General features: G+C 31.5%; 8 protein-coding genes. 1 reads left to right on the forward strand and 7 read right to left on the reverse strand.

Going from position 1 to position 12,902, the window contains the following annotated elements; translation table 11 throughout:
- Window position 1 precedes the first annotated feature (1 nt).
- The 6 genes from rpoC to CS899_RS04985 all read right to left on the reverse strand — a co-directional run bounded on the left by rpoC (window position 2) and on the right by CS899_RS04985 (window position 11,913).
- A complete protein-coding gene (rpoC, locus tag CS899_RS04960) occupies window positions 2-3,538 on the reverse strand; it encodes a DNA-directed RNA polymerase subunit beta' (RefSeq protein ID WP_100065063.1) in 3,537 nt (1,178 codons plus the stop codon).
- Window positions 3,539-3,590: 52 nt separating this feature from the next.
- A complete protein-coding gene (gene rpoB / locus CS899_RS04965; protein WP_100065064.1) occupies window positions 3,591-7,241 on the reverse strand; it encodes a DNA-directed RNA polymerase subunit beta in 3,651 nt (1,216 codons plus the stop codon).
- 194 nt (window positions 7,242-7,435) lie between these two features.
- Window positions 7,436-7,762, reverse strand: coding sequence for a YerC/YecD family TrpR-related protein (locus tag CS899_RS04970; protein ID WP_100065065.1), 327 nt, complete (start codon window positions 7,760-7,762; stop codon window positions 7,436-7,438).
- A 14-nt stretch (window positions 7,763-7,776) separates the two neighbouring features.
- Entirely contained in the window at window positions 7,777-9,447 is a 1,671-nt protein-coding gene (locus CS899_RS04975) for a formate--tetrahydrofolate ligase (RefSeq protein WP_100065066.1), read from the reverse strand.
- Between the two features lie 182 nt (window positions 9,448-9,629).
- On the reverse strand, window positions 9,630-11,462 hold the full coding sequence (gene typA, locus CS899_RS04980; protein ID WP_100065067.1) for a translational GTPase TypA: 1,833 nt from the start codon (window positions 11,460-11,462) through the stop codon (window positions 9,630-9,632).
- A gap of 64 nt (window positions 11,463-11,526) precedes the next feature.
- Entirely contained in the window at window positions 11,527-11,913 is a 387-nt protein-coding gene (locus tag CS899_RS04985; RefSeq protein ID WP_164995854.1) for an ATP-binding protein, read from the reverse strand.
- 145 nt (window positions 11,914-12,058) lie between these two features.
- Between CS899_RS04985 and rd the strand changes: the two genes are divergently transcribed.
- A complete protein-coding gene (gene rd / locus CS899_RS04990; RefSeq protein WP_100065069.1) occupies window positions 12,059-12,220 on the forward strand; it encodes a rubredoxin in 162 nt (53 codons plus the stop codon).
- Window positions 12,221-12,298: 78 nt separating this feature from the next.
- Here rd and yihA read toward each other — a convergent pair whose 3' ends face one another.
- Window positions 12,299-12,901, reverse strand: a complete 603-nt coding sequence (gene yihA / locus CS899_RS04995; protein ID WP_100065070.1) for a ribosome biogenesis GTP-binding protein YihA/YsxC — start codon at window positions 12,899-12,901, stop codon at window positions 12,299-12,301.
- Window position 12,902: the final 1 nt, after the last annotated feature.

The raw sequence follows: 12,902 nt of genomic DNA on the forward strand, positions 1-12,902 counted from the left end.
GTTAAATTTCTTCTAAAGTTTCTATAACTTCTTCAGAATCGTCTACTTCTTTTCCTTCATAGTTTATTTCAATATTATCATATCTTTTAATACCAGTTCCCGCTGGAATTAATTTACCTATGATTACATTTTCTTTTAAGCCAAGTAGATAATCTTCTTTCCCTTTTATTGCTGCATCCGTTAAAACTCTAGTAGTTTCTTGGAATGATGCTGCTGATAGGAATGAATCTGTTGCTAAAGAAGCTTTAGTAATACCTAGTAGTGTTCTATATCCAACAGCTGGATTTTTGTTTTCACTATTAAGTTTTTCATTTTCAATTTCAAAGTCTCTTATATTTACCATACTACCTTCTAAGAAATCAGAATCACCGGCATCTTCAATTTTTACTTTAGATAACATTTGTTTTATTATAATCTCAATATGTTTATCATCGATGTCAACACCTTGAAGCCTATATACTTTTTGAACTTCTTTAGTTATATAATCCTGAACTCCATCTGGTCCTTTTACTTGAAGAATATCATGAGGATTAACTGAACCTTCTGTTAGCAAATCTCCCTTTTCAATTCTATCTCCATCTTTAACTTTTATTCTAGCACCATATGGTATTGCATAGATTTTTTCTTCTCCATCATCACTAGTTACTAAAATATCATGTCTTTTTTTATTGTCTACTACTTGAACAGTTCCTGCAATTTCAGTAATATATGCAAGTCCTTTTGGCTTTCTAGCTTCAAATAATTCTTCTACCCTTGGAAGACCTTGAGTTATTCCTACTCCAGCTATACCTCCAGAGTGGAAAGTTCTCATTGTAAGTTGAGTACCTGGTTCTCCTATTGATTGTGCTGCAATTATACCAATAGCTTCCCCAATATTTACAGGCTTACCAGTAGCAAGGTTTCTTCCATAGCACTTAGCACAGGCTCCATGAGCTGACTTACATCCTAATACTGACCTTACTTTTACTTCTGAAATTCCTAATTCCTTGATTTTATCAGCAATTTCTTCTGTTATCATTTGATTCTTTTGAACTACAAGTTCTCCAGTTTCAAGATTTAGAATATCTTCAAAAGCATATCTACCAATAATTCTAGAAGCCATTTCTTCTATAACTTCTTTGCCTTCTGTAAAATCTTTAGCAACTATATACCTATCTGTTCCACAATCATCTTGTCTTACTATTATATCTTGTGAAACGTCTACTAATCTTCTTGTAAGATATCCTGAGTCGGCTGTTCTTAATGCTGTATCAGAAAGTCCCTTTCTAGATCCATGAGTTGATATGAAGAATTCTTGTACAGATAATCCAACCCTAAAGTTTGATTTTATAGGAATTTCTATAGTTCTACCAGCTGCAGAACTCATAAGTCCCCTCATTCCAGCTAACTGTCTAATCTGATTTGTGGAACCCCTAGCTCCTGAATTAGCCATTATAGCCAAGTTATTAGTTGGATCTAAATCTTCAAGTAATGCTTTTGTAACATCATCTGTTGCCTTATTCCAAATATCTATTACAAATTCATATCTTTCATCTTCAGACACAAGACCTTTTCTCAATAAGCTCTCATATTTTGCAACTTCTTTGTCAGCTTTATCTAGAATTTCTTCTTTCTTAGCTGGTACATTTATGTCACCCATGGATATTGTAAGTGCAGCTATTGTAGAATACTTATATCCTACAGACTTAATGTAATCTAATAGTCTTGCTGTCCCAATATTCCCATGTTTTCTAAAGCATGCATCTATAATATCTCCTAAAGTTTTCTTGTCAACTAATTTGTCAATCTCTAATGAATATTTATCTTCTTCCCTATTTACATACCCTAGATCTTGAGGAATACCTTCGTTGAAAATAAATCTTCCTACAGTTGACTCAACTAGTTTACCCCTATCATCTTCAGAAGTTTTTATTCTAACTTTAACTCTAGTATGAATTGACACATCCTTATTTACATAAGCTCTTGTCATTTCATCATAATCTTTAAATATTTTTATTTGTTCTGGCTTTTCATCTATATCAGATGTTAAATAATATGCACCAAGAACCATATCTTGAGATGGCGTTGTTATAGGTCTACCATCTTTTGGTGCTAAAATATTATTTGTAGACATCATCAAAAGTCTTGCTTCTGCTTGAGCTTCTACCGATAAAGGTAAATGTACTGCCATTTGGTCCCCATCAAAGTCAGCATTATATGCTGTACATACCAACGGATGTAATTTTATAGCCTTTCCTTCAACTAGCATAGGTTCAAAAGCTTGAATTCCCAATCTATGAAGTGTAGGAGCACGATTCAATAAAACTGGATGATCTTTTATAACTTCTTCTAAAACTTCCCATACCTTATCATTTGCTCGTTCAACCATTTTTTTAGCATTCTTTATATTATGAGATATTCCTTGTCCTACAAGTTCTCGCATTACAAATGGCTTAAATAACTCTAATGCCATTTTCTTAGGTAATCCACATTGATAAAATTTCAAGTTAGGTCCTACCACTATAACTGAACGACCTGAATAATCTACCCTTTTACCAAGCAAGTTTTGTCTAAATCTACCTGTTTTTCCTTTAAGCATATCTGATAAACTTTTAAGTGGTCTGTTTCCTGGTCCTGTTACTGGTTTACCCCTTCTACCATTATCAATTAAAGCATCTACTGCTTCTTGAAGCATTCTTTTTTCATTTCTGACAATAATATCTGGTGCACCAATATCTAATAATCTTTTTAATCTATTATTTCTATTAATGACTCTTCTATACAAATCATTTAAGTCAGAAGTAGCAAATCTTCCACCTTCAAGTTGAACCATAGGTCTTATATCTGGTGGTATAACAGGTACTACATCCAATATCATCCAATCTGGTTGATTTCCAGATTGTCTAAAAGCCTCTATAACTTCTAGCCTTCTAACTATTCTAATTTTCTTTTGACCTGTAGCTGTTCCAAGTTCTTCTTTTAATTCTTCATATTCTTTTTCAAGATTGATAGAAAGCAATAATTCCTTTATTGCCTCTGCTCCCATTCCTGCTACAAAGTCAACACCTTCTGTATATTTCTCACAAGCTTCTCCGTATTCATATTCTGTAAGAAGCTGTTTTTTATATAAATCTGTTTTTCCTGGATCAATAACAATATAACTAGCAAAATATAAAACTTTTTCCAATGCTCTTGGACTCATATCTAAAAGCAATCCCATTCTTGAAGGAATTCCTTTGAAATACCATATATGTGAAACTGGTGCTGCTAATTCTATATGTCCCATTCTTTCTCTACGGACTTTAGATTTTGTTACTTCAACTCCACATTTTTCACAGATAATCCCTTTATATCTAATTCTTTTATACTTACCACAGTTACATTCCCAGTCTTTTGTTGGGCCAAATATCTTTTCACAGAAAAGTCCTTCTTTTTCTGGTTTTAACGTTCTATAATTTATTGTTTCAGGCTTCTTCACTTCACCATAAGACCATTGTCTAATTTTTTCTGGAGAAGCCAATCCTATTTTCATTGAATCAAAAGTATTTAATTCTTCCAAGGAGTCTCTCCTTTCATAATATAATGACTACTATTACATAAATTCGTTATTATTAGTTATCTAGTTCTGTATCTTTTTCAATTACAGTAAATCCAAGTTCTGAATCTGTTTTATTTCCTTCACTTTCATAGTCATTAACTATTTCTTCTGTTTTAGTATATTCATTTTCTATACTATGGAAATCAACTGATTCTTCATCATTTTCTTTGAAAAATACTTGGTCCTTCTTTTCATTTAATAATTTAACATCTAATGAAAGTGACTGTAATTCTTTAATTAATACTTTGAATGATTCTGGTATACCTGGTTCAGGAATATTTTCTCCCTTTACTATAGATTCATATGTTTTAACACGTCCTACAATGTCATCTGATTTAACAGTTAATATCTCTTGTAATGTATGTGCTGCACCATATGCTTCTAAAGCCCAAACTTCCATCTCTCCAAATCTTTGTCCTCCAAATTGAGCCTTTCCACCTAGTGGTTGCTGAGTGACTAAAGAATATGGGCCAGTTGAACGAGCATGTATTTTCTCATCTACTAAATGGTGAAGTTTTAACATATACATATAACCAACTGTAACTTTATTATCAAATGGTTCACCTGTACGACCATCTCTTACCCTAATCTTTCCGTTTTCTGGATATCCTGCTTCTTTAAGAGCTTCTAATATATCCAAATCGCTAGCTCCATCAAATACTGGAGTTGCAACTTTCCAACCCAATTTTTTAGCTGCCAATCCTAAGTGAACCTCTAATACTTGTCCTAGATTCATCCTTGATGGAACTCCTAATGGATTTAAAACTATTTCTACTGGTGTACCATCATCTAAATAAGGCATATCTTCAACTGGTAAAATCCTTGAAACTACCCCTTTGTTACCATGACGTCCACACATTTTATCTCCTACCTGAATTTTCCTCTTAGTAGCTACGTAAACTCTTACAACTTGATTTACCCCTGGTGATAATTCATCTCCATTAGCTCTAGTATAGACTTTTACATCTACTACTATTCCTGTTTCACCATGAGGAACTCTAAGCGAAGTATCTCTTACTTCTCTCGCTTTTTCACCAAAAATAGCCCTAAGAAGTCTTTCTTCTGCAGAAAGTTCAGTTTCTCCTTTAGGAGTAACTTTACCAACTAAAATATCACCACTAGTAACTTCTGCACCAATTCTAATAATTCCCCTGTCATCAAGATCTTTTCTTAAATCTTCCCCTACATTTGGAATATCCTTAGTAATTTCTTCAGGTCCTAATTTTGTTTCTCTTGCTTCACTTTCATGTTCTTCAATATGAAGTGATGTTAAATGATCATCTATTACAAGTTTTTCATTTAATAGCATAGCATCTTCGAAGTTATATCCTTCCCATGTCATAAATGCTATTAAAATATTTTTACCTAAAGCTATTTCACCATCTTTAGTACTTGGACCATCTGCTATAATATCTCCAACTTTTACTTTATCTCCGACCTTTACTATTGGTCTTTGGTTAAAAGTTGTACCTTGATTAGATCTTTTGAATTTTAATACTTTATATCTCTCTACTCTTTTATCACTATCTCTAGTAATCTGAATTTCATTGCTTGCTACTTTTGTTACTGTCCCATCTGTCTTACTTAAAACTACTACTCCAGAATCTTTTGCTGCAGTATACTCTATACCAGTACCAATAATTGGCGCCGATGTTTCTAGTAAAGGAACCGCTTGTCTCTGCATGTTTGATCCCATTAGTGCACGTGTAGCATCATCATTTTCCAAGAAAGGTATCATAGCTGTACCTACAGAAACTATTTGTTGAGGACTTACATCCATATAGTCTACTTTCTTTTTAGGATAAATATCATTTTCACCGTTATACCCACGTCCAAGAACTCTTTCGTTTATAAATTCTCCATTTTCATCTAATGGTTCATTAGCTTGAGCTATTATGAAAATATCTTCTTGGTCTGCTGTTAATAGGTCTATTTTATCTGTAACTATTCCATTTTCTACTTTTCTATAAGGAGTTTGTAAAAATCCATACTCGTTAATACTAGCATAAGTAGTCATAGATGTTATAAGTCCAATATTTGGACCTTCTGGAGTTTCTATTGGACAAATTCTGCCATAATGTGAATCATGGACATCCCTTACTTCTGCTCCGGCTCTATCTCTACTTAAACCTCCTGGTCCAAGTGCTGACATTCTTCTTTTATGTGTAAGTTCAGCTAATGGATTTGTTTGATCCATGAATTGAGAAAGCTGACTTGATCCAAAAAACTCTTTTATAGATGCTACTACTGGTCTGATATTTATTAAAGCTTGAGGTGTAGCTAAATCTGGATCTTGAGTTGACATTCTTTCCCTTACAACTCTTTCCATTCTTGAAAGTCCAATTCTAAATTGATTCTGTAAAAGTTCACCTACCGCCCTTACTCTTCTATTTCCTAGATGATCTATATCGTCTACTTCTCCAACTCCATAGAATAAATTAAACTCATAAGATATACTAGCTAATATATCTTGAGGTGTAATATGAATAGGGCATAACTCTTGATAGTTTTCTTTTATTGCATTTTTAATATCTTTTTCATCTTCATAATTTTCTAAAATTTCTTTCATTTTAGGATAATAAACTTTTTCTGATAATCGCATGTCAGATATATCAAAATCAATATCAAATGCATTTATATCAACAAATCTATTACTAATTACTCTTATCGTGTTTTCGTCTTTTACTACATCTAGATAATAAATTCCGGAATCTTCAATGTTTTTTGCTGTTTCATTGTTTATATACTCATCTTTAGAAACTAGTATTTCACCAGTTTCTTCATTTATAACATCATATGCTGCATAAGTTCCAACTATTCTATCTACAAGTGATAGCTTTTTGTTGAATTTATATCTACCAACTTTCGCTAAATCATATCTTCTACTATCAAAAAACAAGTTATTAATTAAAGGTTCCGCTGATTCTATTGCTGCAGGATCTCCTGGCTTTAACTTCCTATAAATTTCAAGTAAAGCTTCTTCTCTTGTATTCGATACTTCTTTTTCAAGCGTTGCTCTTAATTCTTTTGTATCCCCTAATGCTTCTATTATCTCTTCATCTGTTGGGAATATTAGCGCTCTTAGTAATGTAGTAACTGGCAATTTTCTAGTTCTATCAATCCTTACACTAATTACTCCATTTGCATCTGTATCATATTCTAACCAAGCTCCTCTATTAGGAATTACTGTTGAAGAATATAATTTGTTACCAGATTTATCAATTTCTTCTCCAAAGTATACCCCTGGCGAACGAACTAGCTGACTTACTATTACTCTTTCAGCTCCATTGATTATAAATGTTCCACTTTCAGTCATTTTAGGGAAATCTCCCATAAAGACCTCTTGCTCTTTAACTTCTTCTGTGTCTCTGTTAATTAATCTTACCTTAACTTTCAAAGGACAAGAAAAATTAGCATCTCTGTCTTTAGCCTCTTGTTCAGAATATTTTGGAGTATCTTCTAGATAATAGTCAATAAATTCTAGTACCAAAGAACCTGCATAATCAGAAATAGGACTTATATCATCAAATACTTCTCTAAGTCCATCTTTTAAAAACCAATCATAACTATCCTTTTGCACTGCTATTAAATTAGGAAGATCTAGAACTTTCTGAATGCGAGAATAACTAACGCGCTCTGTGTTTCCGTACTGTTCTTTATGCATAAGCAATCCACCTCTCTAAAACGAAAAAGAAAAAATAATATATAAAACTTATACTTTTCTACATAATTATCCACTTTTAATATTGCATCTACATATTCTATCACAAATATATTCTACTATCAACTTTTTTATTGTTTCTAAATTTAAAATAAATAAAAAAAGAAGATTGGTTATAATCAATCTTCTTTTTTTATTTATTTTTTCTTTTCTCTGTTTCTCTTTAAATCTCTAGCTATTAATTCATCCAAAACTAGTTCATATCCTTCTGCTCCATAATTTAAATTTCTATTAACTCTACTTATAGTCGCAGTAGATGCTCCAGTTTCTTTTTCAATTTCATTATAAGTTTTTCTTATTTTTAATAGCTTAGCCACTTCTAACCTTTGTGTTATTGAATGAAGCTCCCTTACAGTACAAACATCTTCAAAGAATTTATAACAGTCTTCTTTATCCTTCAACATTAATACTGCATCAAAAAACTCATCAAGCTGTTTGCTTTTTAATCTTGACTCTTTAGTCAATGTATCACTCCTATCTAGAATAGACCAACAATTTCCCCAGTTGGTAAAACATCTATGTTATTTGCAGCTGGCACTTTTGGAAGTCCAGGCATAGTCATTATATCACCTGTTAAAACAACAATAAAGCCTGCCCCTCTAGATACTCTTAAATCTCTTACTGTAACAGTAAATCCTGTTGGTGCTCCTAATAACTTAGGATCATCTGAGAAAGAATATTGAGTTTTAGCCATACATACTGGATAATTTTCTAAACCTAAATCTGAAATTTCTTTTAATTTCTTTTTAGCCTTTGATGTGAAGTCTACGCCATCTCCACCGTATATATTTTTAACAATTGTTTCTATCTTTTCTTCTATAGATTTACTATCATCATATAAATAATGGAAGTTATTTTCGCTATTTTCTACTTTATCTACTACAATTTTCGCTAAATCAACAGCGCCTTCTCCACCTTTTGCCCAAACGTCACAAATAACAGCTACTGTTCCCGCTTCTGTAGTCAATTCTTTTAATAATTCAACTTCTTTTTCTGTGTCAGTTGGGAATTTATTTATTGCAACAACAACTGGAATTCCAAAGCTACCCATATTTTTAATATGTCTCTTTAAGTTTTCAAAACCTTTAGCTAATGCTTCTAGATTTTCTGTTCCTAAGTCTGCCTTAGCAACTCCCCCGTGATGTTTTAAAGCTCTTACTGTTGCAACTATTACTGTTGCATCTGGAGTTATTCCTCCTAAACGGCATTTAATATCGAAGAATTTTTCTGCTCCTAAATCACCACCAAATCCAGCTTCTGTAACAGTATAATCTGCTAATTTCATAGCCAATTTTGTAGCTACTACAGAGTTACAACCATGTGCAATATTTGCAAAAGGTCCACCATGTAAAATAGCAGGAGTATTTTCTAAAGTTTGAACTAAGTTAGGGTTAATAGCATCTTTCATTATTAAAGCTACTGCACCTTCTGCTTTTATATCTTTTGCATAAACTGGTTTTCCATCATAAGTATAAGCAATTAAAATATTAGAAATTCTTTCCTTTAAATCTTCTAAACTTGTACTTAAGCATAAAATTGCCATTACTTCTGAAGCTACTGTAATATCAAATCCATCTTCTCTTGGAACACCATTAGGTTTTCCACCCAACCCAACTACAATATTTCTTAAAGCTCTATCGTTCATATCTAGAACTCTCTTCCACAATATTCTTCTAGGATCAATATTTAATTCATTTCCTTGTTGCAAGTGGTTGTCTAATAATGCTGATATTAAGTTATTAGCTGTAGTTATAGCATGGAAATCTCCTGTAAAATGCATATTTATATCTTCCATTGGAACTACTTGTGCGTATCCTCCACCAGCTGCTCCACCTTTAACTCCAAAACTAGGTCCTAAAGAAGGTTCTCTTAAAGCTGAAATTGCAGTTTTGCCAATTTTATTAATCCCCATTGATAAACCTACATTCATAGTAGTTTTACCTTCTCCTGCTGGAGTTGGATTAATTGCTGTAACTAAGATCAACTTACCATCTTCTTTATCTTTTAATCTATCTAGTAATGTTAAATCTACTTTAGCTTTGTAATTTCCGTATAAATATAAATCATCTTCCTTTATGCCTAAACGTTTGCCTATCTCTATAATTGGTTCCATTTTGGCTTCTTGAGCTATCTGTACGTCTGTTTTCATTTTATGCCTCCTTAAATTCTTTCCTGTATTAATATAATAACAACTTTTTCTAAGTAAAGCAATAGCAACAAAAAATATTAAGTATTTTTAATATTTAAAGTCCGAATGTACTTAATTAAGATTACCAATAAGTTAATGGATCAAGTAAAGGACTTTATAGTGATTTACTTGATCCATTAAAATTATTTTTTGTTCTTTTTAGATTTATACCTTAAATCTGCATTTAATATTTTCTTTCTAAGTCTAAAGCTTTTTGGAGTTATTTCTACTAATTCATCTTCTTCAATAAATTCTAAAAGTTCTTCTAAACTCATACGTTTTGGAGGTGATAATTTTAAAGCCTCATCTGCTGAGCTAGATCTAATATTTGTTTGTGCTTTTTTCTTACAAACATTTACCTCAAGATCTAATCCTTTAGGGTTAGATCCAATTACCATTCCTTCGTATACTTCTTCACCTGCAGCTACAAATAGAATCCCTCTGCTTTGTGCAGCATTTAATCCATATGCTGATGCTTGTCCTGTTTCAAACGAAATCAAAGATCCTGTACTACGTCTAGGTATATCTCCTCTTAATAGTGCATATTCTTTAAATTCAGAATTCATTACTCCACTACCTTTGGTATCAGAAATAAATTCTTGACCATATCCTATTAATCCTCTAGTAGGTATATCAAATTCCAGTCTTGTATATCCACCTTGAGATGGTTTCATATTTGTTAGCTCAGCTTTTCTTTGACCCAATTTTTCTATTATTGTTCCAACAAACTCTTCATCTACATCAATAGTTATTGACTCTATAGGTTCTAATGTTTTTCCATCTTCATCTTTTTTAAATAAAACTTCTGGTTTAGAGACTTGGAATTCATAGCCTTCTCTTCTCAAGTTTTCTATTAATACAGAAAGATGTAACTCTCCTCTTCCACTAACTCTAAATGAATCAGTGCTACCTGTTTCTTCAACTCTTAAACTTACATCTGTTTCCAGCTCTTTGAATAGCCTATTTCTTATTTGCCTACTTGTTACAAATTTACCTTCTCTACCTGCAAATGGACTATTATTAACTAAAAAATTCATCGCTAGAGTTGGTTCTGAAATTTTTACAAAAGGTAGTGCCCTTACATCTTCTGGTGAACAAATAGTATCTCCTATACTTATTCCTTCAACTCCTGTAACTGCTACAATGTTTCCTACTGAAGATTCATTAACTTGAATTCTTTCTAATCCTTCAAACTCATATATATTAGTTATGTTTATTTTTTGGTTCGTTTCTTTATTATTATAGTTAACTATATATGCTAAATCATGTTCTTTTATAGAACCAGCCTCTATTTTACCAATACCTATTCTTCCTACATATTCACTATAATCTGTTGTAGATATTAATAGTTTAAGTGGCTTATTTATATCCCCTTTTGGTTCTGGTATATAGTCTATTATAGTTTCTAACAACACAGACATATCATTAGTTTTTTCATTATAATTTTTCGTAGCATAACCTTCTCTTGCAGATGCAAATATAAATGGGGAGTCCAAATATTCTTCTCCAGCATTTAATTGAATAAATAAATCTAAAATCTCATCTATTATTTCTTCAGGCCTTGCTTCTTTTCTATCTATCTTATTTATACATACTATTGCAGGTAAATTTAATTCAAAAGCTTTCTTTAGCACAAACTTAGTTTGTGGCATTGGTCCTTCAAAAGCATCTACGACTAAAACTACCCCATCTGCCATCATAAGAACACGCTCGACTTCTCCACCGAAATCAGCATGTCCTGGAGTATCTATTATATTTATCTTATAATCTTCATACTTAACAGCTGTATTTTTTGAAAGAATAGTTATTCCTCTTTCTCTTTCAATATCGTTACTATCCATTACTCTGTCTTTTACATCTTGGTTTTTTCTAAATACACCACTAGATTTCAATAATCCATCTACTAGTGTAGTTTTTCCATGATCAACATGGGCTATTATTGCAACATTTCTTATCTTGTTTTTTAATGACATCATTTCACTTCCTTAATATTCAACTTTAAAAGTATAACACTAATTGGCAAAAAAAAATAGAAGCTGTTTATAAATACAACTCAGCTACTATTTCATTTTTATTAATTATTAATTTATCTGTAAGTTTTTTTACTATAAATAACCCTCTACCATAAGTTTTATCTATATCTAAAGTATATTTTTCTGAATCACACTCTATTCCATTGCCTTGATCTTTTACCCGTATTGCTATTTTTTTATTTTTTTCTATTTCCACACAAAGATAAACTTTTTTATTGCAGTCACATTTATTACCATGCTCTACTCCATTTACCATTAGCTCTGCAATTATAAGTCTTAAATTATATAGTAATTCTTCATTATCAAAATATCTAGAAATATTATTAGTCATAATTTTAGCAATGTTTGTAGCATTTAACACATTACTATTAATATATTCCTCAAATTTATACATCCCTATCACCATTCTATTTTTACCCCAAGTTTTAAAATATATAACAAATATTTGGCATATAAATATTAATATATTTATTAAGTGTTTAATAAAATATTTTAGGGTATAATTGTAATGTAGAGTTATGAAAGGAGAGGATATTATTATGAAAAGATATGTTTGTCAACCTTGTGGTTATATTTATGATCCAGCTGAAGGAGATTCTGAAGCTGATATAGCTCCAGGTACAGCTTTTGAAAACCTTCCTGAAGACTGGGTATGTCCAGTTTGTGGAGCTGAAAAAGATATGTTCGAACCAGAAGATTAATTAAATTATTTATAAAAGTGACTTTAAAGTCACTTTTATTTTTTTACAAAAAAAGAAGTGCATAAGCACTTCCTTATTTTAATCAAATCCTTCACCAAACTCTATAATATTTTCTATTTGTTTTAGTACCAATTCTAAATTGATCTTTTTTTCTGAGCTATATGGAATAATTAAATCTAGATCTTTCACCTCTAAAGTTTCTGCTATTGTTTCTAAATTTTTTTTCCACTTATTTTTAGATATCTTATCTAGTTTATTGGCAATTACAAAACCTGTAAATCCAAATGACAAAATCCATTTATACATCTGAATATCATTAGCTGTAGGCTTGTGTCTTATATCCACAACTAGAATTACTTCATACAAATTATTTCTATTATTTAGATAAGTTTCTATTATTTTAGCCCAGTTATCTTTTTCTGATTTAGATACTGAAGCATACCCATAACCTGGTAAATCTACAAGTCTAAATTCTTCATTAATATTATAAAAATTTACCGTTCTCGTTTTTCCTGGTTTAGAACTTGTCCTAGCTAAATTCTTCCTATTAATTACTGAATTTATAAAGCTAGACTTTCCTACATTAGACCTTCCAGCAAATGCTATCTCTGGCACATTCTCCTCTGGATACTGACTTAGCGTCGCTGCAATTGTATCCAATCTACTACTTTTTATTTTCATC

The sequence above is a fragment of the Miniphocaeibacter massiliensis genome (assembly GCF_900232905.1).
GTDB lineage: Bacteria > Bacillota > Clostridia > Tissierellales > Peptoniphilaceae > Miniphocaeibacter > Miniphocaeibacter massiliensis.

Coding starts and splice junctions, on each gene's coding strand:
- CS899_RS04975 (WP_100065066.1), bottom strand. CDS start 9,447: ATGAAAACAGACGTACAGATAGCTCAAGAAGCCAAAATGGAACCAATT.
- yihA (WP_100065070.1), bottom strand. CDS start 12,901: ATGAAAATAAAAAGTAGTAGATTGGATACAATTGCAGCGACGCTAAGT.
- typA (WP_100065067.1), bottom strand. CDS start 11,462: ATGATGTCATTAAAAAACAAGATAAGAAATGTTGCAATAATAGCCCAT.
- rd (WP_100065069.1), top strand. CDS start 12,059: ATGAAAAGATATGTTTGTCAACCTTGTGGTTATATTTATGATCCAGCT.
- rpoB (WP_100065064.1), bottom strand. CDS start 7,241: ATGCATAAAGAACAGTACGGAAACACAGAGCGCGTTAGTTATTCTCGC.
- CS899_RS04985 (WP_164995854.1), bottom strand. CDS start 11,913: ATGTATAAATTTGAGGAATATATTAATAGTAATGTGTTAAATGCTACA.